The following is a 25,148-nucleotide window of genomic DNA, read 5'->3' as shown; positions in this document are numbered from 1 at the left end:
CAGTTCGGTCGGGGCGGGCGGACCTACGATCACGCTTTTTACCCGCCTCTCACCGTCACACGGGCAACCCGCCCCGCCGCCCTACCGTCTTCTCACCTTGCGTGAGCGCCGAGCCGGGCGAGCTGCTCCTCGAACGGTACGACCAGCGGCGCGGCCTCCCGCCCGGGCGCGGCCGCCCGTAGCCCCGCCATCAGGCCGGCCAGCTCGCCCGCCGCCCGCTCGATCCGCCCGGGCAGTCCTTCCTCGCCCCAGTCCTCCGACGCCGCGTACACCCCCGTCGGCACGACCACGGCCCGCAGGTGGGCGAACAGCGGCCGCAGCGCGTGCTCCAGCACCAGCGAGTGCCGGGCCGTACCCCCGGTGGCGGCGACCAGCACCGGCTTGCCCACCAGCGCTTCCTTGTCCAGCACGTCGAAGAACGACTTGAAGAGCCCGCTGTAGGACGCCGAGAACACCGGTGTGACGACGATCAGCCCGTCGGCCCCCGCCACCGCGTCCTGCGCGGCGGCGAGCGCCGTCCCGGCGAAGCCGTTGGTGAAGTTGTGCGCGATCTCGACGGCGAGGTCCCGCAGCTCGACCACCTCCACGTCGACCTCAGCCGCCCGCGCCACGGCGGTGGCGAGCCGGTCGGCCAGCAGCCGGGTGGAGGACGGGACGCTCAGTCCCGCGGACACGACGACGAGCTTCATGCGGCGCTCTCCTTCTGTGCGTCCTTCTGTGCGGCGGCGAGCAGGGACGGGTGGGTCGGGGCCTTGGGCACGTCCGCCGGGCGGCCGATCGCGAACTCCTTGCGCAGTACGGGCACGACCTCCTCGCCGAGCATGTCGATCTGCTCCAGCACGGTCTTCAGCGGCAGCCCGGCGTGGTCCACCAGGAACAGCTGGCGCTGGTAGTCACCGGCATAGCTGCGGAAGGACAGGGTCTTCTCGATCACCTGCTCGGGCGTGCCGACGGTGAGCGGGGTCTGGTCGGTGAACTCCTCCAGGGAGGGCCCGTGGCCGTAGACCGGCGCGTTGTCGAAGTAGGGCCGGAACTCGCGCACCGCGTCCTGCGAGTTCTTCCGCATGAACACCTGGCCGCCGAGGCCGACGATCGCCTGCTCGGGCGTGCCGTGCCCGTAGTGGGCGAACCGGGTCCGGTACAGCTCGACCATCCGCTTGGTGTGGTCGGCCGGCCAGAAGATGTTGTTGTGGAAGAAGCCGTCGCCGTAGTAGGCCGCCTGCTCGGCGATCTCCGGGGAGCGGATGGAGCCGTGCCAGACGAAGGGCGGTACGCCGTCCAGCGGGCGCGGGGTGGAGGTGAAGCCCTGCAGCGGGGTGCGGAACTTCCCTTCCCAGTCCACGACGTCCTCGCGCCACAGCCGGCGCAGCAGGGCGTAGTTCTCGATGGCGAGGTTGATGCCCTGCCGGATGTCCTGGCCGAACCAGGGGTAGACCGGCCCGGTGTTGCCGCGGCCCATCATCAGGTCGACGCGCCCGTCGGCCAGGTGCTGGAGCATCGCGAAGTCCTCCGCGATCTTCACCGGGTCGTTGGTGGTGATCAGGGTGGTGGACGTGGAGAGGATCAGGTTCTCCGTCCGGGCCGCCACATAGCCGAGCATGGTCGTCGGGGACGACGGCACGAACGGCGGGTTGTGGTGCTCGCCGGTGGCGAAGACGTCCAGGCCGACCTCCTCGGCCTTGAGCGCGACGGCGACCATGGCCTTGATGCGCTCCGCCTCGGTCGGCGTACGCCCCGTGGTGGGGTCCGGCGTGACGTCGCCGACCGTGAAGATCCCGAACTGCATGGTCGCTCACCCTCCAGGTTGTTTACCGTTCAACTATATCCGTCGAACAGTTTCCCACCCCTGGTTTGTTCCAGCCCCTCAGGGCACGATCACCAGCCGACCGCGCACCCCGCCCTCCGCGAGCCGCGCATGCGCCTTGACCGCCTCCTCCAGGGCGTACGTCTCCGCCACCCGCAGGGTCAGCACGCCCTCGTCCACCAGCCGGACCAGCTCCGCGAGCTGCGCACCGTCGGCCCGCACCCACACGTTCTGCGTGCGCACCCCCCGCTCCGCCGCCGGCAGCACCCCGTCCCGGACCGCGACGAACCCGCCCCCGTCCCGCACCCACGCGAGCGCCGGCGCCCCGAGCACGGCCGCGTCCAGCACCGCGTCCACACTCCCCCGCTCCACCCCGCCCGCCGTGAAGCGCACGGCACCCAGCGAGCGCACCAGCTCCGCGTCGCCCGCCCGGGCGTGCCCGGTCACCTCGATCCCCCGGTGCGCGGCCAGCTGCACCGCGAACCCGCCGACCGCACCCGCGGCCCCGGTCACCAGCAGCCGGTCGCCCGGCGCGAGGTCCAGCAGGTCCAGGGCCTGCAGCGCGGTCAGCCCGTTCAGCGGCAGGGTGCCCGCGTGCGCCGCGTCCACCGAGGCGGGCGCCGCGGCCACGGCCTCCGCGTCCACGACCACGTACTCGGCATGGGATCCCAGCGGCTCCGCAACCCCCGCCACCAGCGCCACCACCGGATCGCCGACCACCCAGGAGGCGGGCGCACCCACCGCGTCCACCGTGCCGGCCACGTCCCAGCCGAGCCCGAGGGTCTTGCCGGCCCCGCCGAAGACGCCGGCGCGCACGGCCGCGTCCACCGGGTTCAGCGCACCCGCGGCCACCTTGATCCGCACCTGCCGCGCCCCCGGCTCCGGCACCGCCACGTCCGCGATCTCCACACTCTCCGGCCCACCGAACGCCCTCACCACAGCAGCACGCATGACAACTCTCCCCATACACAAGGCAGTTGATGACTTCGCGGCACCTTTCCGCCGCAGCACCAACCGTAGGAGAGCTACTATCCATCCGAAAGTAGTTACCTGAGAGTGCGTAGCTGACCCGAAGGAGAGGGATCATGGCGACCACGACCGCCGCCCAGCGCCGCGAACAGGCCCGCGCCGACTACGACGCCTTCCTGCGCGCGTGCCCCTCCCACCAGCTGCTCGGCCGGCTCAGCGACAAGTGGGTGAGCCTGGTCATCGCCGCCCTGTCCGGCGGCCCCAAGCGCTACAGCGACCTCGGCCGCACGATCGCCGGCGTCAGCCCCAAGATGCTCACCCAGACCCTGCGCACCCTCGAACGGGACGGCATCATCAGCCGCACCATCACCCCGTCCGTCCCCGTCCGCGTCGACTACGCCCTCACCCCGCTCGGCGCCAGCCTCGGCAGCCTGCTGACCGCCGTGAAGGACTGGGCCGAGACCCACTTCGAGGAGGTACGAGCGGCCCGCGAACGCTACGACGCGGAGAACCCCGCCTGAACCCTGATCAGCGGGCCTCAGAAGGCGTACGCGTCCCCCGTGTCCAACGGCGTCTCCTTCAGCCGCACCGGCACGTCCAGCTGCTCACCCACCCCGTTCACGGCCGGCGCGCCCGTCCCGCACACCACCGTCCGCTCGTCCTCCCGGGCACACCGCGCCGTCAGCTGCTGCGTCTCGGCCAGCGCCACCGACCAGCGCAGCCGCACGGTCGCGTCCGGCACGGCGGCCGGACCGCCGTTGCGCGGCGTCAGCTTCACCTCGACCTTGTCGCCACTCATCACCGCCGTCCCGTGGAAGGCCAGATCGGCCTCGGGCACCGGCGCCGGAGCGGCCACCGCGGCGCCCGACGCCGACAGCACACCGGCCAGGGCCCCCGCCACCATCCACGTCCGCATCCGCACGCCGCTCACCACTCCGCACTCGCGATCGATCCCACTGCCGAACGGATGTATGCCACGCGGACCACGGCGCAGGCGCCGTCCATCAGGTGACAAGCCGCGCACCGGCTCCCGCACCCCGCATGCGAGGCTGCTGCCCATGTCGATCCTCCGCTCCGCCACCCTCTTCGTCGTCGCCGCCGTCTTCGAGATCGGCGGCGCCTGGCTGATCTGGCAGGGCGTACGCGAGCACCGGGGCTGGCTGTGGATGACCGGCGGGGTCCTGGCCCTCGGCGCCTACGGCTTCGTCGCCACCTTCCAGCCGGACGCCCACTTCGGCCGCATCCTGGCCGCGTACGGCGGCATCTTCGTCGCGGGCTCACTGCTGTGGGGCGCGGTCGCGGACGGCTACCGCCCCGACCGCTACGACATCGTGGGCGCGCTGATCTGCCTGGCCGGCATGGCCGTGATCATGTGGGCCCCGAGGAACGGCGCCTGAGCCTCACTTAGGCTGGACGCAGCCTTTAGCCACCAGACCCTGAGGAGCTGCCCATGGCCCCCGCCTCCCGCATCGCCGTCGTCACCGGTGCGAGCAGCGGCATCGGCGCGGCCACGGCCCGGCAGCTCGCCGAGGCCGGCTACCGCGTCGTCCTCACCGCCCGCCGCAAGGACCGCATCGAGGCGCTGGCGGAGCAGCTGACCAGGGCGGGCCACTCGGCGGTGGCCTACCAGCTGGACGTGACCGACCGCGCGGCCGTCGACGAGTTCGCGACCGCCTTCCAGACCGTCGGCGTCCTGGTCAACAACGCGGGCGGCGCCCTCGGCGCCGACCCGGTGGCCACCGGCGACCCGGCGGACTGGCGCACGATGTACGAGACGAACGTCATCGGCACCCTGAACCTCACCCAGGCCCTGCTGCCCAGGCTGGTGGCGAGCGGCGACGGCGTGATCGTGGTCGTCTCCTCCACCGCGGGCCACGGCACCTACGAGGGCGGCGGTGGCTACGTCGCCGCCAAGCACGGCGCCCACGTCCTCGCCGAGACCCTCCGCCTGGAGATCGTCGGGCAGCCGGTGCGCGTCATCGAGATCGCGCCCGGCATGGTCAAGACCGACGAATTCGCCCTGACCCGCTTCGCCGGCGACGAGGCGAAGGCGGCCAAGGTCTACGAGGGCGTGGCCGAGCCCCTCACGGCGGACGACGTGGCGGAGACGATCACCTGGGCGGTCACCCGCCCCAGCCACGTCAACGTGGACCTCCTCGTCCTGCGCCCCCGCGCCCAGGCCTCCAACACCAAGGTCCACAGGGAGCCGTGATGCCCGAGACCCCCGAGACCCCCGCCTCCGCCGACTCCCCGGAAAGCCTGGAGCAACGCCGCCTGGCCCAGGAAACCAAGGACGAACGCAAGGTCTGGTACTTCCTGGGCTACTTCCTCTTCGGCATCCACATCGTGGCGTTCGTGATGATCTACGCGGTACGGCACGCGAAATGACCCCCGTTCGAGCCGAACGGGCGAGGCTCCCGTAGCCAGGGGGCCTCGCCCGATCAGCCCTTCACGCAGACAACCTGCTTCAGCTTGGCCACGACCTGCACCAAGTCCCGCTGCTGGTCGACAACCTGGTCAATGGACTTGTAGGCGCCCGGGATCTCGTCCACGACGCCGGAGTCCTTGCGGCACTCCACACCCCGGGTCTGCTCCTCCAGATCCTTGGTCGAGAACCGACGCTTGGCCGCGTTGCGGCTCATCCGCCGACCCGCGCCGTGCGAGGCCGAGTTGAAGGCCTTCTCGTTGCCGAGACCCTTCACGATGTACGACCCCGTGCCCATCGAGCCCGGGATGATCCCGTACTCGCCGGAGCCGGCCCGGATCGCTCCCTTGCGGGTCACGAGCAGGTCCATGCCGTCGTACCGCTCCTCCGCCACGTAGTTGTGGTGGCAGGAGATCTCCGGCTCAAAGGTCGGCTTCGCCTTCTTGAACTCCTTGCGGATCACGTCCTTCAGGAGCGCCATCATCAGCGTGCGGTTGTACTTGGCGTACTCCTGCGCCCAGAACAGGTCATTTCGGTAGGCCGCCATCTGCGGGGTGTCCGAGACGAAGACCGCCAAGTCCCGGTCGACCAGGCCCTGGTTGTGCGGGAGCTTCTGGGCCACGCCGATGTGGTGCTCGGCGAGTTCCTTGCCGATGTTGCGGGAGCCGGAGTGGAGCATGAGCCACACGGAATCAGATGTATCGACACATACCTCGACAAAGTGGTTGCCGCTGCCGAGTGTTCCCATCTGCTTCGAGGCCCGGTCCGCACGGAACCTGACCGCTTCCGCAACCCCGTCGAACCGCCCCCAGAAGTCGTCCCACCCGGCCGTGGCCAACCCGTGGAAGTCCCCCGGCTCCACGGCGTCCTCATGCATCCCCCGCCCCACCGGAATCGCCTGCTCGATCTTCGACCGCAGTCGCGACAGGTCACCCGGCAGGTCGTTCGCCGTCAGCGACGTCTTCACCGCCGACATTCCGCACCCGATGTCCACCCCGACCGCCGCCGGGCACACCGCGCCCCGCATGGCGATGACGGAGCCGACCGTCGCGCCCTTGCCGTAGTGCACGTCCGGCATCACGGCCAGGCCCTTGATCCACGGCAGGGTCGCCACGTTCTGGAGCTGGCGCAGGGCCACGTCCTCGACCGTCGCGGGGTCGGTCCACATCCGGATCGGGACCTTCGCGCCCGGCATCTCCACGTACGACATACGTTCCTCATTCCCCCGAAAACGACAACAAAGGCTTACACAAGGCTTATAAGCGGCAAAGTGGAAAAGCAATGCCGATGCCAGCGAAAAAGGACAAGGGACCGGCGGTCACGGCAGCGCGTGCGATACACATTGTCTCCAGGGGACGCCCCGCTGCGGCAAGCGAATAACCAGCGGGGACACTGGACCACCAAGCGAGTGCACACCCGGAAGGAGCCCGACCGTGCAGCGGAAGGCGTACGTAACCGGCACCGCCGCCCTCCTCGCGGCGCTGCTGGCCGGCTGCACGAGCGGCTCGGGCAGTGACAGCCCCACGGACAACGCCAATCCGGGCGAGGCCGGCACCGCCACGGTCGCCGCCCAGCCCGGCAAGTACCGCACGCTCCCCGAACCCTGCGGCGCGCTCGGTCACGACACGCTCGGCTCGATGCTGCCCGGCATCAAGCAGATCACCGACCCCGTCCAGCGGGACAAGGCCTACCAGGGCCAGGCCGCGCTCACCTACGACACCGATCGCAAGGTGGGCTGCCGTTGGAAGGTGGAGTCCGCAGACGCCACCGACCGTCTCTCGGTCGACTTCGAGCGCGTGGTGTCGTACGACAACACGGTCAGCGACGACGACGAGGCGCAGAAGCTGTTCGAGGGCAAGGAGTCGGCCGCCGACCTCCCCCAGCCGAGCGGCTCCGCGGGGACGAGCGGGTCACCGACGTCCTCGGCCTCCTCCTCGCCCTCGCCGTCGTCCTCCTCGCCCTCGGCGTCCTCTTCCTCGTCCGCGCCCAGCGGCAGTCCCTCCGGTTCTCCCAGCGGCTCCCCGTCCGGCTCCCCCTCCGATTCCGCCGCGGCTCTGCAGCCGCGGGTGCTGTCCGATCTCGGTGACGAGGCGTATATCGACGACAAGCTCGGTTCGTCCGGTTCGACCGTCGAACAGCGGACGGTGACTGTGGTGTTCCGCACGTCCAACGTCGTCGTCACCATCGAGTACGAGGAGCAGCCGACGGCCGTAGGTACGGTCCCGGACAGCAAGGAAATGCAGGACAGGGCCCGTAATCTGGCCTCTCAACTGGATGATGCGCTGGGCGGTTGACCGCCCCGGGAGCCGCTCGCTGCACCCCGCGCAAAGCACCGGAACGGAAACCGCACAGCTCCTTCACCGCGTACCGTGGGGCCCCGCAGGAACCCGCACGACCACCGAGCGTCATGAGTGAAGGAACCATGCAGCGAGCAGCCCAGCAAGACGACCGTGCCCAGCGACAGATGCGTGGCAAGCGCCTGAGCCGTGTTCTTCTCTGCGCGGCAGCCGTGCCGGCGGTGCTGATCACCGCCGCCTGTTCGTCGGGCTCGGGCGACTCCAAGGGCGCGGGCACCGACAGCAGCGCGCAGCAGTCCGCGGGCGGCGGCACGCAGTCCTCGGCGAGCGCGTCCCCGACCGTGCAGGCGGCCGCGTACCAGAAGCTGCCCGACGCGTGCGCGGTGCTGTCGAAGAAGACCCTGACGGGCCTGGTGCCGAAGGACACGTCGGGCAGGAAGGGCGGTTCGGACGACCCGTCGTCGCGTGGCTCCTGCTCCTGGAGCAGCCTGGACAACAACGGTGTGAAGGGCTCGCAGTTCCGCTGGCTGAACGTGTCCCTGCTCCGTTTCGACTCGGACACCACGCGCGGTGCCGGTGACACGCAGGGCCACACGTACTTCGCCCAGCAGGTCAAGGACGCCGAGTCGGTGCCTGGTGCGAAGAACACCAAGGAGATCCCGCTGTCCGGCACGGGCGCGGAGGCGACGGCGGTGCGCTACGACCTGAAGAAGAAGGAAGGCCTCTTCAAGCAGCAGACGGTGGTCGCGCGGGTCGAGAACGTGGTCGTCACGCTCGACTACAACGGCGCCGGTCTCGCGGGCGAGCAGACCCCGAACGCCGACGACCTGACGAAGGCGGCGGAGAACGCGATCAAGGAGGCGGTCGGGGCGGTGCGGTCCGCCAACGACTCTTCCTCGTCGACCGGTTCGGGTGCGAAGACCTCGGCCTCCCCGTCGCAGTCGGCGTCGAAGTCCCCGTCCAAGTCGGCCTCTTCCAGCGCTTCTCCGTCCAAGTCGGCGACGAAGAAGAACTGACCGACCGGTCCGAAGGGGTCCGAAGCCCCGACCGGTACCACGTTCGCCGTTCGCGTGTGCCACCCTGTTGCGCGCAACAACAGGCAAGGGGAGGGGAGTACGAGTGGCCGCGCCACTGCAGTTGACTCGATTGCACCGCGTTCTCATCGGCGTGGTCGTGACCGGCGCCTTGATCATCGCCGGTATCGGCTTCGCCGGCTCCTACGCGGCCGTCCGTGAGCTGGCCATCAAAAAGGGCTTCGGGAACTTCTCCTATGTCTTCCCGGTGGGCATCGACGCGGGCATCTGTGTCCTGCTGGCCCTGGACCTGCTCCTGACCTGGATCCGCATACCCTTCCCGCTGCTGCGGCAGACGGCGTGGCTGCTGACGGCGGCGACGATCGCGTTCAACGGCGCCGCCGCCTGGCCGGACCCGCTGGGTGTCGGCATGCACGCGGTGATCCCGGTGCTGTTCGTGGTGGCGGTGGAGGCGGCCCGGCACGCGATCGGCCGGATCGCCGACATCACGGCGGACAAGCACATGGAGGGCGTCCGCCTGACCCGGTGGCTGCTCTCCCCCGTCCCCACCTTCCTGCTCTGGCGCCGCATGAAGCTGTGGGAGCTGCGCTCCTACGACCAGGTGATCAAGCTGGAGCAGGAACGTCTCGTCTACCAGGCCCGCCTGCGCTCCCGCTTCGGCCGCGCCTGGCGCCGGAAGGCCCCGGTGGAGTCCCTGATGCCGTTGCGGCTCGCGAGGTACGGCGTCCCGCTGGCGGAGACTGCCGGGGCGGGCCTGGCGGCGGCGGGCATTGAACCGGTCCTGTTGCCGGCCGTGCCCCAGCAACTGCGGCTGACGGCGGCCGACGCCACCGCGGTGGCCGCGGGCGGTCGTGCCGTCGGGGCGGTATCCGTCCCGCAGCAGGCGGCACCTGCCGGCGAGCAGCGCCCCCAGGAACCTCCGGTGGACGAGCAGAGCCCCTGGTTCCAGGCCCCGCGGCAGGTCGACTACCACGGCGGCTACGACCCGAGCTACGACCCGATGCTGCAGGAGCCTCAGTACGCCCCCGACGAACAGTACGAGGACTGGTACGAGGAGCAGCAGCCGGAGGACTTCCAGCAGCCCTCGTCCGAGGAGACCGGCAGCTTCCCCATCCCGGTGGGCCCGAACCGCACCCGCGAGCTCGGTGAGGGCGGCGGCGCCCCGGAGCCCGACGAGGAGTCGTACTACCAGGTCTTCCGTCAGTCGATCGACGGCAGCTTCCCCACCCCGCACCAGTTCGGCGAGGCAGTGGAGGCGACGTACAGCATGAAGCTCCCCAGCCGTGAGGCCGACCGCATGGTCAAGCGCTTCACCAACCGCTTCAACGCGGAGCTGGAAGAGAACCACATCGCATAGGAACCGCAGGAAAAAAGGGGCCCTTTGCCGAGGGCCCCTTTTTCCGTTACCGCTCAGCCGTACCGGTTACGCGTACCGGCTTACTCCCCGAGCAGGCGCCGCACCCGCTCCTGCCCCACCGCGAGCAGCAGCGTGGGCAGCCGGGGCCCGGTGTCGCGCCCGACGAGCAGGTGGTACAGCAGGGCGAAGAACGCGCGCTGGGCCGTCTTGATCTCGGCGGGCAGCTCCTTCGGCGTGGCGTCGGCCGGGAACCCGGCCTGCACCTTGGGCACGCCGTAGACGAGGTGGGTCAGCCCGTCGAGCGACCAGTGCTCGGCGAGCCCGTCGAGCAGCAGCCGTACCGACTGCTGGGAGGCCTCGTCGAGGGACTTCAGCAGCTCGGCGTCGGGCTCGTCGCGCACGATGGTCCGCTGGTCGGCGGGCACGTGCGTGTTGATCCAGGCCTCGGCCCTGTCGTACCGGGGCCGCGCCTCGTCCAGGGAGGCGAGCGGCTGCTCCGGGTCCAGCTCGGAGAGGATCCGCAGCGCCTGGTCCTCGTGTCCGGCGGTGATGTCGGCGACGGACGCGAGCGTGCGGTACGGCAGCGGGCGCGGCGTCTTCGGCAGCTCAGCGGCGGCCGTACCGACGGCGCGCGTGTACGCGGCGACGTCGGCCGGCAGGGCGGAGCCGTCGGCGACCTTGGCCGCGAGCTTGTCCCACTCGTCGTACAGCCGCTGGATCTCCTGGTCGAAGGCGATCTTGAAGGACTGGTTGGGCCTGCGGCGGGCGTAGAGCCAGCGCAGGATCTGCGGCTCCATGATCTTCAGCGCGTCGGCGGGGGTCGGAACCCCACCACGCGACGACGACATCTTCGCCATGCCGCTGATGCCCACGAAGGCGTACATGGGTCCGATGGGCTGCTTGCCGCCGAAGATCCCGACGATCTGGCCGCCGACCTGGAAGCTCGACCCGGGCGAGGAGTGGTCGACGCCGCTCGGCTCGAAGACGACGCCCTCGTACGCCCAGCGCATCGGCCAGTCGACCTTCCAGACCAGCTTGCCGCGGTTGAACTCGCTGAGCCGCACCGTCTCGGTGAAGCCGCACGCGGTGCAGGTGTAGGCGAGCTCGGTGGAGTCGTCGTCGTACGAGGTGACGGTGGTCAGGTCCTTCTCGCAGTTGCCGCAGTACGGCTTGTACGGGAAGTACCCGGCGGAGCCGGAGCTGCCGTCGTCCTCGGACGCCGCGCCCGAGCCCTCCTCGGCCTCCAGCTCGGCCTCGTCGACGGCCTTCTGCTGCTGCTTCTTCGGGGCCTTCTTCGTGCGGTACTGGGCGAGGATCGCGTCGATCTCGCCACGCTGCTTCATGGCGTGCAGGATCTGCTCGCGGTAGGTGCCGGAGGTGTACTGCGCGGTCTGGCTGATCCCGTCGAACTCGACACCCAGCTCGGCCAGCGAGGCGATCATGGCGGCCTTGAAGTGCTCGGCCCAGTTCGGGTACGACGACCCGCGCGGCGCCGGCACCGAGGTCAGCGGCTTGCCGATGTGCTCGGCCCAGGACTCGTCGATCCCGGCGATGCCTGCCGGGACCTTGCGGTACCGGTCGTAGTCGTCCCAGGAGATCAGGTGCCGGACCTCGTACCCGCGGCGGCGGATCTCGTCGGCGACCAGGTGCGGGGTCATGACCTCGCGCAGGTTGCCGAGGTGAATCGGACCCGACGGCGAGAGTCCGGACGCGACGACGACCGGTTTGCCCGGGGCCCGGCGCTCCGATTCCTCGATGACCTCATCCGCGAAACGGGAGACCCAGTCGGTGGTCTCGGTGCTCTGAGCCACGATCGGCACGTCCTTCTTTCTGAACGGGGTGGCACTCCGTCTGATCGGGGTGACACTCCATTCTCACAGACCGGCTCGCGCCCGCGAAAACGGCTTTACCCGCCGTGGGATACTGGCTGGGACTATCCATCCCCACGAGGAGAACGGCACCCATTCCTATGGCCTCGGTCACGTCCCTCAGCGATTCCGTCCAGCAGCACCTCGCGTCCGCCCTCTCGGCCACCCTGCCGGAGGCCGCCGGCGCGGACCCGCTGCTGCGACGAAGCGACCGGGCCGACTTCCAGGCCAACGGGATCCTCGCGCTGGCCAAGAAGGCGAAGGCGAACCCGAGGGAGCTGGCGACGCAGGTCGTCTCCCAGGTGGTGACGGGTGAGGAGCTGATCAAGGACGTCGAGGTCTCCGGCCCCGGCTTCCTGAACATCACGATCGCGGACCGGGCGATCACCGCGAACCTGGCCGCGCGGTACGCGGACGAGACCGGCCGCCTCGGCGTGCCGACCGCCGCCGAGCCGGGCACGACGGTGATCGACTACGCGCAGCCGAACGTGGCGAAGGAGATGCACGTAGGCCATCTGCGGTCCGCCGTGATCGGCGACTCGGTGGTCCAGCTCCTCGAGTTCACGGGTGAGAACGTGGTCCGGCGCCACCACATCGGCGACTGGGGCACCCAGTTCGGCATGCTGATCCAGTACCTGGACGAGCACCCGCACGAGCTGGACCACAAGGCGTCCACCGAGGACACGGCAGTCTCCGGCGAGGAGGCGATGTCGAACCTCGACCGCCTCTACAAGGCCGCGCGGAAGCTGTTCGACTCCGACGAGGAGTTCAAGACGCGTGCCCGGCGCCGGGTGGTCGACCTCCAGGCCGGCGACCCGCGCACCCTTGCCATCTGGCAGAAGTTCGTGGACGAGTCGAAGATCTACTTCTTCTCCGTCTTCGAGAAGCTGGACATGGAGGTCCGCGACCCCGACATCGTCGGCGAGTCCGGCTACAACGACATGCTGGCCGAGACCTGCCGCCTCCTGGAGGAGTCCGGTGTCGCGGTACGCAGCGAGGGCGCCCTGTGCGTCTTCTTCGACGACGTCAAGGGCCCGGACGGCAACCCGGTCCCGCTGATCGTCCAGAAGTCGGACGGCGGCTACGGCTACGCGGCGACGGACCTGTCCGCCATCCGCGACCGCGTCTTCAACCTGAAGGCGAACAACCTCGTCTACGTGGTGGACGCCCGCCAGGCCCTGCACTTCAAGATGGTCTTCGAGACGGCGCGGCGGGCCGGCTGGCTGAACGAGGACGTCACCGCCTTCCAGCTGGCCTTCGGCACGGTCCTCGGCAAGGACGGCAAGCCGTTCAAGACGCGTGAGGGCGAGACGGTCCGCCTGGTCGACCTCCTCGACGAGGCGATCGACCGCGCCTCGGCCGTCGTACGGGAGAAGGCCCAGGACCTGTCCGAGGAGGAGATCGCCGAGCGGGGTGCCCAGGTGGGCATCGGCGCGGTGAAGTACGCGGACCTGTCGACGTCGGCGAACCGGGACTACAAGTTCGACCTGGACCAGATGGTCTCGCTCAACGGCGACACGAGCGTGTATCTGCAGTACGCGTACGCCCGTATCCGGTCCATCCTGCGCAAGGCCGGCGAGACCCGCCCGGCGGCGCACCCGGAGCTGGCGCTGGCGGAGGCGGAGCGCGCCCTCGGGCTGCACGTGGACGCGTTCGCGGAGACGGTCACGGAGGCGGCCGCGGAGTACGCCCCGCACAAGCTGGCGGCGTACCTCTACCAGCTGGCCTCCCTCTACACGTCCTTCTACGACAAGTGCCCGGTCCTGAAGGCCGAGACGCCGCAGCAGGTGGAGAACCGCCTCTTCCTGTGCGACATCACGGCCCGCACCCTGCACCGGGGCATGGCCCTGCTGGGCATCCGGACGCCGGAGAAGCTCTGACTCCCTGACGGGCAGCCGGCGCGCGGGTCGGGAGTGCAACTAGGACAGCAGCTGTCCTAGTTGCACCCTAGGGTCCTCCTCATGACTACGGAGACCGCTTCCGCGCCCGCGTTCCGCTTCGCCGCCGTCACGTTCGACTGCGCCGACCCCGCCGAAATGGCCCGCTTCTACGGCGAGTTGCTCGGCATGTCCGTCCTCTTCTCCACCGACGACTTCGTCCTCCTCGGCAAGGAGGGCGCGACCGGCCTGGGCTTCAACCGGCTCGCCGACTACCGCCCGCCCACCTGGCCGGACCCGGCTCAGGAGAAGCAGGCGCACATCGAGCTGGGCGTGGACGACCTGGACGGCGCCGAGAAGCGGCTGCTCGAACTGGGCGCCGCCAAGCCGGAGTTCCAGCCGGGCGAGGAGCGGTGGCGGGTGCTGCTGGACCCCGCCGGGCATCCGTTCTGCATCACGACGCTGGTCTAGGGGCAGGACGAACTCGCACCACACGAGCTTGCCGGGCGGGGAGCCGTTTCCCTACGCCCCACTTGTCGGCCGGCACCGACACGAGCAGCAGCCCACGCCCGCCCTCGTCCGGCGCGTCCACGATTTCGGGAACACCGGTTCCGCTGTCGTGCACCTCGCCCCGAACGAGGGCGCCGTCGTATCGCAGCCGCAAAAGAAACCCCCGCCCCGGCGGCACGCCCCGGCCTGCCTCGAAGTCGCCGTCTCCGCCCGCACCGTCCACATCCGCGGCTCAAAGAACAGCCCCGCCGCTAGCCCCACCCTGCACCTCACGCCCGCCACCTGGGTCGCCTTCACCGCCTCCCCCAAGTGACCGTCGGCCCCGTCTGCCGCGCGGCGCGCGTTGGGGCCAGAACAGGACGTACGCCGCCGAGCCGACGCAGAACGCCAGGCGTATGAGGCCCCGGGTGGAGTCCGACGGGACCACCAGGGCGCTGCCGTAGAGGGAGATGAGGGCGATCCAGCTGACCCACGGGACCAGGCGGCGCTGGCCGATCGAGTCCCAGATGAGGGTGCCGAGAAGGACCGAGGCGTTGTAGTAGGTGTACACGCTGGGGTCCAGGAGGATGCGGGCGTCGGCGGCCAGGAAGACCACCGCCGGCCAGCGGCCCCGTCGTACCGCCAGGGCACCGAGACCCATGCCCAGCGCCATCTGCGCGGGGCGGTCCCACCAAGGCGTCGCGGGGTCGTTCACGCCGAACCAGCGCAGTGAGGACGCCCGTTGGTTGGGGATGGTGAAGCGGGCCGCGTGCAGGGTTTCCAGGTGGCTCAGGTAGAAGGGCAGCCAGGCCACCGCCACCAGGCCGAATGTCCAGGCCGCCGCGCGCAGGCGGGTCGGGCGCGGCAGGGCCAGCAACAACGGCAGAAAACCTACGGCCCAGGGCTTGGAGTCGACCGCCAGCGCCAGGAAGACGCCCACCCACGTCGCGTTGCCCCGGACCAGTGCGCGGACCGCGAGCGTGGTGAAGAACAGGGCCAGGACGTCGTCGAGGTGGGCGAAACGGACCGAGACCTCGACCCACATGGGCATGAAGGCCGTTCCGGCGACCAGGACGCGTTGCTGGAGGCGTTTGTGGTTGACGCCCGTGCCGAGGTAGTGGTCGGCCGCCGCGCGGCCCACCAGGACGAGCATGTAGAGGCCCAGGCCGGACATGAACGCGTCGGCCAGTTTCTCACCAAGGGCGGCGGGGAAGGGTGCGAAGAGTCCGGCGACCAGAAAGCTGACCGGGCCGATCTGCAGCTCGGGGTGGTTGGCATAGAGAGCGAGGCCGCCACCGTCGCCTTGGCCGAAGAGCAGTTGCTCGCCCTCGCGCAGATAGTGCCAGGACACGGCCGCGTGACGTTCGGCCACGACGAACCAGACGGCGGTCCACAGGGTGAGCAGCACGATGTGCCACCGCACCGGGTAACGCCCGATCCGCACGTTCCTCCGTCCCTCCCGTCACACCGGTCACCGTGTCCGCATCCATCACAACACCACCCGGTAAGAGCGGCTGCGGCGGACGTGGGTTCCTCGGGACGGCAGGGCAACGTCGTTGTCAGTGGCGGCCCTTACAGTCACGGGCATGGCGACTCTTCCCAATCCGCTGCCCAAACTGGCCACCGATCCCAGCGGCCGTTCCCTGGGGCTGCAACTGCCTCCCGGCAGGCTCATCGACGAAACCGACGACGGCCCCTGGCACGAACCCCTGCTGTGGCAGGCGGGGAAGCCGGCCGCGCCGGGCACGTGGAAGGCACTGGGCGCGCCGGGCGCCCGGGTCGGCCTGCTGCCGGTGCTCGTGGACGTCGGCGGGAGGCAGGGCGGTCCCACGGAGTGGGAGCTGATGCCCCGGTTGATGTCCTACCCAGGTGATCACGACGCCGAGGACGTCCTCGTCGACTACTGGGGGTACTGGACGGAAGAGGAGGAAGAGGGAGAAGAGGAGGAAGAGGGAGAGGGGGAGGAAAGGGAGGGATCGGCCGAGGAAGTGGGCGAGGACGAGCCGGCCGAGTTGCTCGCGCCGTTCGGGTCCGCCTGGCCTGGGCTCGCGCCCGCCTCCACCCCGACCGCCGATCCCGACACCCGCGCGGCCCAGGTGGCCGACTCGCTGACGGAAGCCGCCTCCGGGTGGTTCAAGGAGGCGCGGCTCGCCCTGGTTCCGGCCCGCCGGTCAGCAGACATACCGGCGGCGATCGGCTGGACCGGCCCGCTGAACCACGACAACGACGTGGCCCGGCTGTGCGCGGTCCTCCGCTCGTGGGAGGACCGCTTCGGCGTACGGGTGGTGGGGCTCGGCTTCGACATCCTGGTCGTGTCCGTCGCGGCCCCGCCCAGCACGCTCGCGGACGCGGAGGTGCTGGCCGCCGAACACTTCGCCTTCTGCCCGGACAACCTCACGCAGAGCGGACCGACCAGCCTGCGGGACTACGCCAAGCACCTGGTCGGTAACCCCACCTGGTCCTTCTGGTGGGACTGATCCCCGGCCGCCGTCAGCCCCCGAGTCCCCGCCCCAGCCTGCGCAGCCCCTCCGCGATCTCCTCCGGGGCCTGGGTGACGAAGCACAGGCGGAGGGTGGAGGGGTCGGGAGTGCCGGCGTAGAAGGGCGCGCCGGGGACGTAGGCCACGTTCTGCTCGACGGCGCGGGGCAGCAGGGCGAGGGTGTCGTACGACTCCGGCAGGCGCGCCCAGAGGAACATCCCGCCTTGGGGCCGGGTCCACACCGACCCGGCCGGGAGCGCGTCGGGCAGCCCGGACAGCATGGCGTCCCGGCGTTCGCCGTACACGGCCCGCACCCGGGCCACATGGGCGTCCAGGACGTCCAAGTACCGGGCTGCGGCGAGCTGGTTGAGCGTCGGGGTGTGCAGGTCGGCCGCCTGCTTGGCCACGGCGCAGGCCCGGCGCAGTTCGGCGGGCGCACGCAGCCAGCCGAGGCGCAGGCCGGGGGCCATCACCTTGGAGAAGGAGCCGAGCAGGACGGTGCGGTCCTCGGCGCCCGGGAGGGAGGCGATCCAGGGGACGCGCTCGCCGTCGTAGCGGAGTTCGCCGTACGGGTCGTCCTCGACGATCCACAGGCCCAGGCGGGCGGCCACGGCGGCGATCTCCGCGCGGCGCGGAGCGGGCATCGTACGGCCGGTGGGGTTCTGGAAGGTGGGGACGAGGTAGAGCAGCTTGGGGCGCTCGCGGCGGATCGCCGCCTCCAGCGCGGCCGGGTCCACGCCGTCCGCGTCGCCCGGCACGGCCACCACGCGCGCTCCCGCGAGGCCGAGGACCTGAAGTGCCGCCAGATAGCAGGGGCTTTCCACCAGGACCGTGTCGCCGGGTTCGAGCAGGGCCGTCGCCAGGAGGGACAGGGCCTGCTGGGAGCCGGTGGTGATCAGTAGCTCGTCGGGCGCGGTGACCAGACCACGGGCGCTGATGCGCGCGGCCAGGCCCGCCCGGAGCGCCGGCTCGCCCTCGGTCGTGGAGTACTGCAGCGCCCGCTCCGGGACCGTCGCCAGCACCTCCTGGAACGCCGCCGCGATGCCCTCCCGGTCGAAGAGCTCGGGCGCCGGGAGACCGCCCGCGAAGTTGATGACCTCGGGGCGAGCGGTGACCGCGAGGATGTCCCGCACGGGCGAACCCCCCACACTGCGAGCACGCGCGGCGAGCGGCGGGACGGGAGCGGGAGCCGGGGCAGGCGTCAGGTCCGGCTCGGGGACAGCCGGGGCGGGAATCGGGTCCGGCTCGGCGACGGTCGTGGCGGATCTCGGGGCGGGCTCGGCGGCGGTCATGGCACGGCTCTCCTTCGGCTCTGGGAGCCGTCAGGCTAGAGAACTACATGCCGCCTACACCGGTAATTCCGCGATCCGGACGGCCCGTTCGCGGCGGGCAGTGCCGACGACGCCAGTGCCGGACTCCGCTTCGCATGGCGCCCACACCAGTGGGCGCCGCATCGAGCCGCGTCCGCGAGGTCAGCGCAGCTTCTGTGCCGCCTCGGTCGCCCAGTAGGTGAGGATGTTGCGGGCCCCGGCGCGCTTGATGCCGGTCAGGGTCTCGAAGATGGCCCGGTCGCGGTCGACCCAGCCCTTCTCGGCGGCGGCCTCGATCATCGAGTACTCGCCGGAGATCTGGTAGGCGGCGACCGGCACGTCCACGGCGTCCGCGACCCGGGCGAGGACGTCGAGGTACGGCCCGGCCGGCTTGACCATGACCATGTCCGCGCCCTCCTCCAGATCGAGGGACAGCTCCCGCAGGGACTCGCGCCAGTTGGCGGGGTCCTGCTGGTAGGTCTTGCGGTCACCCTGGAGCGAGGAGGCGACGGCCTCGCGGAAGGGGCCGTAGAAGGCGGACGAGTACTTGGCGGTGTAGGCGAGGATCGCCACGTCCTCGCGCCCGATCTGGTCGAGCGCGTCGCGGATGACGCCGATCTGGCCGTCCATCATCCCGCTGGGCCCGACGACATGGGCGCCGGCGTCGGCCTGCACCTGGGCCATCTCGGCGTACCGCTCCAGGGTCGCGTCGTTGTCGACCCGGCCCTCGGCGTCCAGGACCCCGCAGTGTCCGTGGTCGGTGGTCTCGTCCAGGCACAGGTCGGACATGACGAGCAGGTCGTCGCCGACCTCGGCACGCACGTCCCGGATGGCGACCTGGAGGATCCCGTCCGGGTCGGTGCCGGCCGTGCCCTGCGCGTCCTTCTTGGCCTCCTCCGGCACACCGAACAGCATGATTCCGGAGACCCCGGCCTGCACGGCCTCCAGTGCGGCCTTCTTCAGGCTGTCGCGGGTGTGCTGGACGACACCGGGCATCGCGGCGATCGGCACGGGCTCGCTCACGCCCTCGCGGACGAAGGCGGGGAGGATGAAGTCGGCGGGGTGCAGTCGCGTCTCGGCGACCATGCGCCGCATGACGGGCGAGGTCCGCAGTCGCCGGGGACGGGTACCGGGAAACGATCCGTACTTCGTCATCCCTCTACGCTACGCCCGCCCGGTCCCCACATTTGCCGACGTCCTGTCGGCTGACCCCGCCCGGTGCGGCCGGCCTGCCCCGGACGAAGATTTTGCGGTAGCTCGACCATTCTTCGAACCGCCCCCACCTGCGCGGTGTCCGGAATGCCCGCCCCTTGTCCCCGGTGGTAACGCCGAGTTCACTCCGCACCCCCTCCCCAGCGTTCTACGCGCGTGGTGTCATGCCCGCGCCACCCCTCCTCGCCCGTGAGCCTAGGAGTCACGCATGCTGCGGAAGGTCCTCACCCGCGCGGCCATCGCCCTGACCGCCGGTACCGCCGTCGTCGCCACGGCCGTCCCCGCCAACGCCGCGAGCTACTCGGCGTTCGCCTTCTCCCAGAGCGGCAGCCAGCCCACGATCTACGACTTCATCGACTCGGCCACCAGCACGCTCGACATGACCATGTACGAGCTGGAGGACACCACGGCCGTCAACGACCTCATCGCCCTGAAGAACAAGGGCGTCACGGTCCGCGTCATACTCGACCGCCAGCACAAGACCGCCAACAACTCGGCGTACACGTCCCTGACCAACGCGGGCATAGGCGTGGTCTGGTCGTCCTCGGCGTTCGTCTACACCCACCAGAAGACGATCACCGTCGACGGCGTCAAGTCCCTGGTGATGACCGGCAATCTGACGGCGCAGTACTACACGACCAGCCGCGACTACGGCGTCTTCACCGACGACACGCGCGACGTCGCCTCCATCGAGAAGGTCTTCAACGCCGACTACACGGCGACCTCGATCACCCCCACCGACGGCGACCACCTGCTGTGGTCCCCCACCGACTCCCGCAACCGCCTGGTGTCCTTCGTCAACTCCGCGACCAAGAGCCTCGACGTGGAGGAGCTGGAGTTCAGCGACAGCACGGTGGTCAACGCGATCGTGGCCCGCGCCAAGGCCGGCGTGAAGGTCCGCGTGGTCCTGGAGAATCCTTCCAGCTACTCCAGTGAGGTCTCCGCCGTCAAGGCCGCCGGCGGCACGGTCGTCGGCTACTCCGACCCCAACGGCTTCTACATCCACGCCAAGGCCATGGTCGCCGACTACGGCCTGACCACCCAGGAGGTCGAGGCCGGCTCCATGAACATCAGCAGCAACTCCCTCAGCAGCAACCGGGAGCTGGGCATCATCCTCACCGGCACGGGCGTGGCCCAGCCGGTGGCTCAGACGATCGAGACGACGTTCAACAGCGACTACGCGGGCGGCACGGGGGCCTGACCGGCACGTGCGGCAGGCGGGCGTCGCCTTGCACCCGCCTGCCGCTCAGCCTTCACCGAGGTCCGCGAGGATGCGATCGATCAGCTCGACCCGGTCGGGGGCGTGTCGCATCCGGGAACGGCAGTCCTCCAAACGGCGCACCACTCCGAACGGAACACGTTCCGCTCCCACGTCCTCCACGCCTCTCCCCAGGGCCTGCAGCCCCCAGTACTGGTTGAAGGGGAGTGATTCGCTGGTCACCGCGTCGACCAGCGCGTCCAGCGCCTCTGGCTCGGACAGCGCGTACAGGCGTGCGTAGGCAGCCAGGCGCAGTCCGGCGTCCTGGGAGCCGAGCAACGCGCCGGCGTCGAAGTCCCGCACACGCTGGGTCGCACGTACCAGGCGGGCGAAGATCTGGTCCATCCGGTGGGTCCGCGCTCGGCCGGCGGGCAGTTCAAGACGTACTTTCACGTACTCGGCCGCCAGTTCCCTGACCGCGTCCCGGGCCTCGGTGTCGTCCACGGCTCCGCCCTCGGGGCCGTCCCCGGCAAGAGCCGCGTTCGCCGTCCGCTGGACGGCCTCGATCCTGCGCTCGATGTCCCGGAACTCGATCCTCCCGAGCCCCGGCACCTCGATGCTGCGGAACAACTCCCCGAGCCACGGCACCACCGCCACCGCGAGCAGCATCACCGTGACACCGTCGATCTTGAGACCGGGTGCCAGGACATGCAGAACAGCGGCCGCAACCCCGAAGCATGTCAACGCCACCGCCGCCGCACGCCGTCGTAACCAGCGGGCTGCACCATCACGTCGTCGATCTCCCCCACCCATGCCGGTCAGCATCGCAGACGCGAGATCACGACGAAGGTGATTCGGTCAGGAGTGGCCCCGGGGACGCAGCGGGCAGGTGTCCCAGGAGAAGCGGCGTAATCGAGCCTGCGCGATGTGCTCGGCCGTGTTGCCGTAGCCGATGTTGAGGTGGCGACCGAGAACTACGATCGCCACGCTGGCGGCGCCGGCCGCTTTCAGCGCGGCGCCCGCGGACTGCGCATGGTTGCCCGTGGCCCAGGTGTCATCGATGAGCAGTACGCTTTCGCCCCGCAGCCGCGCTGACGCATAGCGTCTGGAAGAGGCAGCTCGGCCCAGATCGGCCGCCTCTGGTGTCGGGACGAGCAGGTCGCGGTGGCGGTCCCGGGTGACCCCGGCCATGTCGGCGACCATGGCACGAAGGGGGTGATCGCCACGCCCGCTCGTGCTGGGAACCGTGGTCACGATGTCGAAGGAGGGCACTGCGCAGTGAGTCCTGATGCACTCCTCGTGCATGGCCAGGAAACGCCATAGAACGGCTGCCAGCCCCATGCGGAAGTACTGCTGCTGAGGCCCCGCTGCGTTCTTGTAGCGCCAGAGCTCGTTGGCATACTGCTCGCCCTTGAGGGCCAGGCTGACAGGAACGACGGCGTCGGCCGTTCCCACCCCGAGAAGCTTGGCGGCCTCGTTGCACCGCCAACAGGTGGGATACCCGACGTTGGCGGGACCTCGGCAGACCCGACACACGCCCGGGCCGGGCAGCAGCGGATGGACCAGGAAGTTGGCGTAGCGGGCGGACAGCCCGACGACGGTTGCCACGTCGGCCCGCCAGTCAGGTCCAGGTCAGCTCGCCCGTGGTGGGGACGAGGGAGTCGAGGTGGCGGAAGACGTCCTCCGGGCCGTCAATGACGGTCGTATTGGGCCTGGTGGCGTACTCCCGCGCCCATTCGTGAGTCAGCAGTGAGCGCATGAGGAACACCCGGCGGCCGTGCTCCAGCGCGAGTCGGGCCTGCATCCGGGCGCCGCTGCGGTAGGCGGCCTCGATGACGACGGTGGCCAGGCTATAGCCGCTCATCACCGCGTTACGCATGGGGAAGGACGCCTTCGACGGAGGAGCGTCGGGCCAGAACTGGGAGATCAACAACCCCTTTTCGGCGATCTCCTGCTGGAGCCGCGCGTTCTGGGCCGGGTAGACATGGCGCAGACCGGTTCCGATCACAGCGATGGTTCGGCCGCCGGCGGCCAGAGCGCTGCCATGCGCGGCGGTGTCGATACCCGCAGCCAGCCCGCTGACTACGGTGACACCGCGCTCGGCAAGACCACCCGCGATCGTACGGGCGTGGGCGACGCCCTCCGGAGTGGGCGTGCGGGTGCCGACCACGGCGACACGCAGGTCGTCATCGGCCGTCGCCCCCCGGAGAAAGAGCAGAGGGGGACGCTGATGGACCAGCCTCAGGTAGAGCGGATAGTCAGGATCGAGAATCGTGACCAGCCGCATGCCGTCACGCTCCCAGCCCACGATCTCCGCCGCGACCTCCTCCAGATCGACAGAGGGCCCGGTGCCGAAGAGCGCTCCCTGTCCCGAGAGATCAAGTGAGTCTTCGAGGACATCCCGGGCACTTCCGACCGTTTCCACCTGGTCGGTGACCTCGGACCAGGGCCGATCACCGCGCCGCAGCAGCGCGACGAGGGCGGCTCGCTCCAGTTCCTGGTCCACGCCGCAAGTATAGGAACGGCTCCCCCCGGAGCGGGCAGCTTGCGCAGGGGCCACGGGCCGGGACAGCAGGCTCACGCGGCGCACACCTCCTGGCCCGGAGCCGCACAGTCAGCGCGGCAGTCACGACAGAGGCCGGGATGTGGGGCGCGGAAGGCGCGCTCGCAGCCGTCGCACGTCTGGAACCGTTCGCGCCGAGGGGCGGCCGCGGCCCCCGTCGCATCGACCGGCGCGGGCGTGGGGCGGGCAGGGAGCGGTACGGGCAGCAACTCATCCAGGCGGTAGGCGATCAGCTTCGCGGGATTCCTCATCTCGGTGGGAAGACCGTTGGTGAGGGTGTGGTGGATGTCGGCTGCCGTCACTCCGCTGTCGAGCCAGGCGGTGACGGCCGGCGCGAGCCGGTCCACGTCGCGGCGGGAGAGGATGAGGCGGCTGTCGGTGCGGCGCAGGCCCGCGAGGAGGGTGACGGCCCTGTCATGTCGACTGTCGCGCGGGCCGCGCTCCTCAGGTGCCGTGGACGTTGTTGCGGGCGCGGGCACCTGCCGACGATGGGATTGGCCGTCCTCCTCGGGCGCCTCCGGTACGTCCGTCCCCGCAACGGGCCGACGGTCTCCGCAGCGGGTCGTCGCGGGGCGTCCGGCCACACGAAGAGACGCGGGAGAAGCGGCCCCCGAGGCGGCGGCAGGGGTGTGGTGGGCGTACGTACGCGTGACCAGGCGACCCGACTCCGTGTGCTCGCGCACCCGCTCCAGGTAGCCGTGCGCCTCCAGTTCGCGCAGCGCGGCGGCGATCCGGTCCCGTCCCTCGGGGAAGCGTTCGGCGAGGCTGCGGATGTCGACCGGGGTGCCGTCGGGCACCGACAGGATGTGGGTGGCGAGTCCGATGGCGGTCAGCGACAGCTCGCGGTGCTGGGCCAAGTGGTTGCCGACGACCACGTACTGGCCGGACTGGTACGTGCGTACGTGGGTGACACCGGAGTGGGTGGTGGATCGCCGAACACCCTGAATCGGGCGCAGGACAGCGTTAGGCTTCTTCTCAGCCATGGGGAAGAGGTCTCGACTTCCTCGTTGGTCAGGCCCTCGCACTGGGATTGCCGTCCCGGCGGGGGCCGATGCATGTGTGGGCTTGTGGAGTTGTGACGGAGGCAATTGCCTCGGGGCGAGACTGCACGCCCAATCCGCCGCCGCGCCAGCCGGACCGACCACTTTCACCCGCCCGGGTGACCTACGCGCGGTTTGGTTTGGTTGGTTGGTTTTTTCCCCGGGTTCTTTGGTCTTTTACCGCCCGCAGCCCCGGCCCGCCTGCGACCGGGACGCCTGTTTCCCGGCTCCGGTCGTCAGATCCAGTTCCGCCCACACCGTCTTGCACGGCACAGGTCCGTGCCGCACACCCCAGCGGTCCGCCAACTCCTCGACCAGCAGCAGGCCGTAGCCGGACTCGGCCGGCCCGGTGGCGGCGGTCTGCGGAACGGGCAGTGCGTCACCACGCGTGTCGGTGACCTCGATGCGCAGAACGCCCTCGGCCGTCACCGCGAGAGCGAGCCGGAAGCTCCGACCGGGAGCTCGGCCGTGCAGCGCGGCGTTCGCCGTCAGCTCGGCGACGATCAGCCGGGCGGGGTCCAACGGCAGCCCCCAGGAGCGCAGCTGCTCGGTTGCCGGCAGTCGCCCGAGACGGGCGTCTCGCCGGGTCGCGGAGAGAGGCACGCAGAACTGCCGCACCGGAATGTGGAGGGTGGAGATTTGCTCGTTCACGTCACTCAGCGTGTCCAAGCGTGCTTAGCCTGTGAAGAACGGCAGCCCGTGCGGACGGGGGCTGTCCGCGTGGTGTCCGGTTACGTCCGGGCCGTACGGGGTGAGTGGTGACGGGAGGACGGCTTGCAGGTCCTGCCCCTGGACCGTGAGGACAATGCCGGTCTGGCAGGTTCGTTCAGGCTGCTGCGACTGCGGGATGGCAGCACCGTCGGACACAACGAGGTCCAACTCATCAGCCGCGTGATCACCGACCCGAGAGAGGTTCAGGTGCTGGACATCCGCTATGGGATCATCCGCGCACAGGCTCTCACCCCTCGGGAGTCACTGGCCTTCATCGAGAAAGTGCTTGGAGAGACATGAAGCCGGAGTGGATAAAGAGCAGCTACAGCACGCCCGATGGCCCCGACTGCGTCGAAGTGGCCGCGCTCGATCGGGACCACGTCCTCGTCCGCGACTCCAAGAACCCCACCGGCCCCCGCCTCGCCCTCACCCCCACGGCGTGGGCCCGCTTCCTGCCGTACGTCTCGCAGCGCTGACAGAACGGAAAGGCGGAGTGCCCCGGCAAGGAGCACTCC

The 25,148-nt window shown here is 70.1% G+C and carries 27 protein-coding genes and 2 pseudogenes; 14 read left to right on the top strand and 15 right to left on the bottom strand.

Annotated elements, in window-relative coordinates; translation table 11 throughout:
• Positions 1-92: 92 nt before the first annotated feature.
• The 3 genes from ACWGJ5_RS31130 to ACWGJ5_RS31120 all read right to left on the bottom strand — a co-directional run bounded on the left by ACWGJ5_RS31130 (position 93) and on the right by ACWGJ5_RS31120 (position 2,755).
• Positions 93-689 carry an FMN reductase gene (locus tag ACWGJ5_RS31130; protein ID WP_453312969.1) on the bottom strand — a complete coding sequence of 199 codons (597 nt, stop codon included), beginning with the start codon at positions 687-689 and terminating at the stop codon, positions 93-95.
• A complete protein-coding gene (locus ACWGJ5_RS31125) occupies positions 686-1,786 on the bottom strand; it encodes an LLM class flavin-dependent oxidoreductase (protein WP_453312968.1) in 1,101 nt (366 codons plus the stop codon). The genes ACWGJ5_RS31130 and ACWGJ5_RS31125 overlap by 4 nt, the downstream gene beginning before the upstream one ends.
• 78 nt (positions 1,787-1,864) lie before the next feature.
• Positions 1,865-2,755 (bottom strand): NADP-dependent oxidoreductase, encoded by an 891-nt coding sequence (locus tag ACWGJ5_RS31120; RefSeq protein ID WP_453312967.1) that lies wholly within the window; start codon positions 2,753-2,755, stop codon positions 1,865-1,867.
• Positions 2,756-2,889: 134 nt separating this feature from the next.
• Between ACWGJ5_RS31120 and ACWGJ5_RS31115 the strand changes: the two genes are divergently transcribed.
• Entirely contained in the window at positions 2,890-3,294 is a 405-nt protein-coding gene (locus ACWGJ5_RS31115; RefSeq protein WP_453312966.1) for a winged helix-turn-helix transcriptional regulator, read from the top strand.
• Positions 3,295-3,311: 17 nt separating this feature from the next.
• Here the strand turns inward: ACWGJ5_RS31115 and ACWGJ5_RS31110 are convergent, their stop codons facing one another.
• Complete coding sequence (locus tag ACWGJ5_RS31110; RefSeq protein ID WP_453313051.1) at positions 3,312-3,689, bottom strand: hypothetical protein; 378 nt, start codon at positions 3,687-3,689, stop codon at positions 3,312-3,314.
• A 142-nt stretch (positions 3,690-3,831) separates the two neighbouring features.
• Between ACWGJ5_RS31110 and ACWGJ5_RS31105 the strand changes: the two genes are divergently transcribed.
• The 3 genes from ACWGJ5_RS31105 to ACWGJ5_RS31095 are packed head-to-tail and all read left to right on the top strand — an operon-like array spanning position 3,832 to position 5,161.
• On the top strand, positions 3,832-4,170 hold the full coding sequence (locus ACWGJ5_RS31105) for a YnfA family protein (RefSeq protein WP_453312965.1): 339 nt from the start codon (positions 3,832-3,834) through the stop codon (positions 4,168-4,170).
• Positions 4,171-4,223: 53 nt separating this feature from the next.
• The gene (locus ACWGJ5_RS31100) at positions 4,224-4,985 is read left to right on the top strand and encodes an SDR family NAD(P)-dependent oxidoreductase (protein ID WP_453312964.1); all 762 of its coding nucleotides are present in this window, start codon (positions 4,224-4,226) and stop codon (positions 4,983-4,985) included.
• Positions 4,985-5,161, top strand: a complete 177-nt coding sequence (locus tag ACWGJ5_RS31095; RefSeq protein ID WP_453312963.1) for a hypothetical protein — start codon at positions 4,985-4,987, stop codon at positions 5,159-5,161. Before ACWGJ5_RS31100 ends, ACWGJ5_RS31095 begins: the two co-directional genes overlap by 1 nt.
• Positions 5,162-5,214: 53 nt before the next feature.
• Here ACWGJ5_RS31095 and ACWGJ5_RS31090 read toward each other — a convergent pair whose 3' ends face one another.
• On the bottom strand, positions 5,215-6,408 hold the full coding sequence (locus ACWGJ5_RS31090; RefSeq protein ID WP_453312962.1) for an RtcB family protein: 1,194 nt from the start codon (positions 6,406-6,408) through the stop codon (positions 5,215-5,217).
• 223 nt (positions 6,409-6,631) lie between these two features.
• On the opposite strand from ACWGJ5_RS31090, the gene ACWGJ5_RS31085 reads away from it, so the two are divergent.
• The 3 genes from ACWGJ5_RS31085 to ACWGJ5_RS31075 all read left to right on the top strand — a co-directional run bounded on the left by ACWGJ5_RS31085 (position 6,632) and on the right by ACWGJ5_RS31075 (position 9,886).
• On the top strand, positions 6,632-7,492 hold the full coding sequence (locus ACWGJ5_RS31085; RefSeq protein ID WP_453312961.1) for a DUF3558 domain-containing protein: 861 nt from the start codon (positions 6,632-6,634) through the stop codon (positions 7,490-7,492).
• Positions 7,493-7,620: 128 nt separating this feature from the next.
• A complete protein-coding gene (locus ACWGJ5_RS31080; RefSeq protein WP_453312960.1) occupies positions 7,621-8,511 on the top strand; it encodes a DUF3558 domain-containing protein in 891 nt (296 codons plus the stop codon).
• Between the two features lie 103 nt (positions 8,512-8,614).
• On the top strand, positions 8,615-9,886 hold the full coding sequence (locus ACWGJ5_RS31075) for a DUF2637 domain-containing protein (protein ID WP_453312959.1): 1,272 nt from the start codon (positions 8,615-8,617) through the stop codon (positions 9,884-9,886).
• Positions 9,887-9,966: 80 nt separating this feature from the next.
• On the opposite strand, the gene lysS is transcribed toward ACWGJ5_RS31075, so the two are convergent.
• Positions 9,967-11,706: a lysine--tRNA ligase gene (gene lysS, locus ACWGJ5_RS31070; RefSeq protein ID WP_453312958.1), complete on the bottom strand. Its 1,740-nt coding sequence runs from the start codon at positions 11,704-11,706 to the stop codon at positions 9,967-9,969.
• A 149-nt stretch (positions 11,707-11,855) separates the two neighbouring features.
• On the opposite strand from lysS, the gene argS reads away from it, so the two are divergent.
• Entirely contained in the window at positions 11,856-13,634 is a 1,779-nt protein-coding gene (argS, locus tag ACWGJ5_RS31065) for an arginine--tRNA ligase (protein WP_453312957.1), read from the top strand.
• 81 nt (positions 13,635-13,715) lie between these two features.
• Positions 13,716-14,102: a VOC family protein gene (locus tag ACWGJ5_RS31060; protein ID WP_453312956.1), complete on the top strand. Its 387-nt coding sequence runs from the start codon at positions 13,716-13,718 to the stop codon at positions 14,100-14,102.
• 9 nt (positions 14,103-14,111) lie between these two features.
• Here the strand turns inward: ACWGJ5_RS31060 and ACWGJ5_RS31055 are convergent.
• Positions 14,112-14,322: pseudogene (locus ACWGJ5_RS31055) on the bottom strand (ATP-binding protein); the annotation flags it as partial.
• Between ACWGJ5_RS31055 and ACWGJ5_RS31050 the strand changes: the two are divergent.
• On the top strand, positions 14,251-14,454 hold the full coding sequence (locus ACWGJ5_RS31050) for a DUF397 domain-containing protein (RefSeq protein WP_453312955.1): 204 nt from the start codon (positions 14,251-14,253) through the stop codon (positions 14,452-14,454). The pseudogene ACWGJ5_RS31055 and the gene ACWGJ5_RS31050 overlap by 72 nt on opposite strands.
• Here ACWGJ5_RS31050 and ACWGJ5_RS31045 read toward each other — a convergent pair.
• On the bottom strand, positions 14,374-15,564 hold the full coding sequence (locus tag ACWGJ5_RS31045) for a hypothetical protein (protein ID WP_453312954.1): 1,191 nt from the start codon (positions 15,562-15,564) through the stop codon (positions 14,374-14,376). The two genes, ACWGJ5_RS31050 and ACWGJ5_RS31045, sit on opposite strands and share 81 nt — an antisense overlap.
• A gap of 142 nt (positions 15,565-15,706) precedes the next feature.
• Here ACWGJ5_RS31045 and ACWGJ5_RS31040 point away from each other — a divergent pair, with 142 nt between their 5' ends.
• A complete protein-coding gene (locus ACWGJ5_RS31040; RefSeq protein WP_453312953.1) occupies positions 15,707-16,597 on the top strand; it encodes a DUF4253 domain-containing protein in 891 nt (296 codons plus the stop codon).
• Between the two features lie 13 nt (positions 16,598-16,610).
• On the opposite strand, the gene ACWGJ5_RS31035 is transcribed toward ACWGJ5_RS31040, so the two are convergent.
• Positions 16,611-17,891 carry an aminotransferase-like domain-containing protein gene (locus tag ACWGJ5_RS31035; protein ID WP_453312952.1) on the bottom strand — a complete coding sequence of 427 codons (1,281 nt, stop codon included), beginning with the start codon at positions 17,889-17,891 and terminating at the stop codon, positions 16,611-16,613.
• A 180-nt stretch (positions 17,892-18,071) separates the two neighbouring features.
• Positions 18,072-19,064: a porphobilinogen synthase gene (hemB, locus tag ACWGJ5_RS31030; protein ID WP_453312951.1), complete on the bottom strand. Its 993-nt coding sequence runs from the start codon at positions 19,062-19,064 to the stop codon at positions 18,072-18,074.
• Positions 19,065-19,329: 265 nt separating this feature from the next.
• Between hemB and ACWGJ5_RS31025 the strand changes: the two genes are divergently transcribed.
• Entirely contained in the window at positions 19,330-20,322 is a 993-nt protein-coding gene (locus ACWGJ5_RS31025) for a phospholipase D-like domain-containing protein (RefSeq protein ID WP_453312950.1), read from the top strand.
• 45 nt (positions 20,323-20,367) lie between these two features.
• On the opposite strand, the gene ACWGJ5_RS31020 is transcribed toward ACWGJ5_RS31025, so the two are convergent.
• The 5 genes from ACWGJ5_RS31020 to ACWGJ5_RS31000 form a co-directional block, all read right to left on the bottom strand.
• Positions 20,368-21,069 (bottom strand): hypothetical protein, encoded by a 702-nt coding sequence (locus tag ACWGJ5_RS31020; protein ID WP_453312949.1) that lies wholly within the window; start codon positions 21,067-21,069, stop codon positions 20,368-20,370.
• 108 nt (positions 21,070-21,177) lie between these two features.
• Positions 21,178-21,927, bottom strand: a complete 750-nt coding sequence (locus ACWGJ5_RS31015) for a hypothetical protein (RefSeq protein ID WP_453312948.1) — start codon at positions 21,925-21,927, stop codon at positions 21,178-21,180.
• 13 nt (positions 21,928-21,940) lie between these two features.
• Positions 21,941-22,900, bottom strand: coding sequence for a DNA-processing protein DprA (dprA, locus tag ACWGJ5_RS31010; RefSeq protein ID WP_453312947.1), 960 nt, complete (start codon positions 22,898-22,900; stop codon positions 21,941-21,943).
• On the bottom strand, positions 22,897-23,865 hold the full coding sequence (locus ACWGJ5_RS31005) for a helix-turn-helix domain-containing protein (RefSeq protein ID WP_453312946.1): 969 nt from the start codon (positions 23,863-23,865) through the stop codon (positions 22,897-22,899). The genes dprA and ACWGJ5_RS31005 overlap by 4 nt, the downstream gene beginning before the upstream one ends.
• Positions 23,866-24,099: 234 nt before the next feature.
• Positions 24,100-24,573: an ATP-binding protein gene (locus ACWGJ5_RS31000; RefSeq protein ID WP_453312945.1), complete on the bottom strand. Its 474-nt coding sequence runs from the start codon at positions 24,571-24,573 to the stop codon at positions 24,100-24,102.
• A gap of 123 nt (positions 24,574-24,696) precedes the next feature.
• Between ACWGJ5_RS31000 and ACWGJ5_RS30995 the strand changes: the two are divergent.
• A pseudogene (locus ACWGJ5_RS30995) lies at positions 24,697-24,933 on the top strand (Scr1 family TA system antitoxin-like transcriptional regulator); the annotation flags it as partial.
• Entirely contained in the window at positions 24,930-25,109 is a 180-nt protein-coding gene (locus tag ACWGJ5_RS30990; RefSeq protein ID WP_453312944.1) for a DUF397 domain-containing protein, read from the top strand. The pseudogene ACWGJ5_RS30995 and the gene ACWGJ5_RS30990, both read left to right, overlap by 4 nt.
• Positions 25,110-25,148: the final 39 nt, after the last annotated feature.

It is taken from the genome of Streptomyces sp. NPDC054783 (assembly GCF_053611725.1).
The sequence above is the reverse complement of the archived record's forward strand: the minus strand, read 5'-3'. Positions and strand labels throughout refer to the sequence as shown.

Excerpts from the sequence above, each read along its gene's own strand:
- hemB (WP_453312951.1), bottom strand. The coding sequence starts at position 19,064 with ATGACGAAGTACGGATCGTTTCCCGGTACCCGTCCCCGGCGACTGCGG.
- ACWGJ5_RS31105 (WP_453312965.1), top strand. The coding sequence starts at position 3,832 with ATGTCGATCCTCCGCTCCGCCACCCTCTTCGTCGTCGCCGCCGTCTTC.
- argS (WP_453312957.1), top strand. The coding sequence starts at position 11,856 with ATGGCCTCGGTCACGTCCCTCAGCGATTCCGTCCAGCAGCACCTCGCG.
- ACWGJ5_RS30990 (WP_453312944.1), top strand. The coding sequence starts at position 24,930 with ATGAAGCCGGAGTGGATAAAGAGCAGCTACAGCACGCCCGATGGCCCC.
- ACWGJ5_RS31060 (WP_453312956.1), top strand. The coding sequence starts at position 13,716 with ATGACTACGGAGACCGCTTCCGCGCCCGCGTTCCGCTTCGCCGCCGTC.
- ACWGJ5_RS31005 (WP_453312946.1), bottom strand. The coding sequence starts at position 23,865 with ATGGCTGAGAAGAAGCCTAACGCTGTCCTGCGCCCGATTCAGGGTGTT.
- ACWGJ5_RS31110 (WP_453313051.1), bottom strand. The coding sequence starts at position 3,689 with ATGCGGACGTGGATGGTGGCGGGGGCCCTGGCCGGTGTGCTGTCGGCG.
- ACWGJ5_RS31090 (WP_453312962.1), bottom strand. The coding sequence starts at position 6,408 with ATGTCGTACGTGGAGATGCCGGGCGCGAAGGTCCCGATCCGGATGTGG.
- ACWGJ5_RS31125 (WP_453312968.1), bottom strand. The coding sequence starts at position 1,786 with ATGCAGTTCGGGATCTTCACGGTCGGCGACGTCACGCCGGACCCCACC.
- ACWGJ5_RS31130 (WP_453312969.1), bottom strand. The coding sequence starts at position 689 with ATGAAGCTCGTCGTCGTGTCCGCGGGACTGAGCGTCCCGTCCTCCACC.
- ACWGJ5_RS31035 (WP_453312952.1), bottom strand. The coding sequence starts at position 17,891 with ATGACCGCCGCCGAGCCCGCCCCGAGATCCGCCACGACCGTCGCCGAG.
- ACWGJ5_RS31120 (WP_453312967.1), bottom strand. The coding sequence starts at position 2,755 with ATGCGTGCTGCTGTGGTGAGGGCGTTCGGTGGGCCGGAGAGTGTGGAG.
- ACWGJ5_RS31100 (WP_453312964.1), top strand. The coding sequence starts at position 4,224 with ATGGCCCCCGCCTCCCGCATCGCCGTCGTCACCGGTGCGAGCAGCGGC.
- ACWGJ5_RS31115 (WP_453312966.1), top strand. The coding sequence starts at position 2,890 with ATGGCGACCACGACCGCCGCCCAGCGCCGCGAACAGGCCCGCGCCGAC.
- ACWGJ5_RS31040 (WP_453312953.1), top strand. The coding sequence starts at position 15,707 with ATGGCGACTCTTCCCAATCCGCTGCCCAAACTGGCCACCGATCCCAGC.
- ACWGJ5_RS31080 (WP_453312960.1), top strand. The coding sequence starts at position 7,621 with ATGCAGCGAGCAGCCCAGCAAGACGACCGTGCCCAGCGACAGATGCGT.
- ACWGJ5_RS31025 (WP_453312950.1), top strand. The coding sequence starts at position 19,330 with ATGCTGCGGAAGGTCCTCACCCGCGCGGCCATCGCCCTGACCGCCGGT.
- ACWGJ5_RS31095 (WP_453312963.1), top strand. The coding sequence starts at position 4,985 with ATGCCCGAGACCCCCGAGACCCCCGCCTCCGCCGACTCCCCGGAAAGC.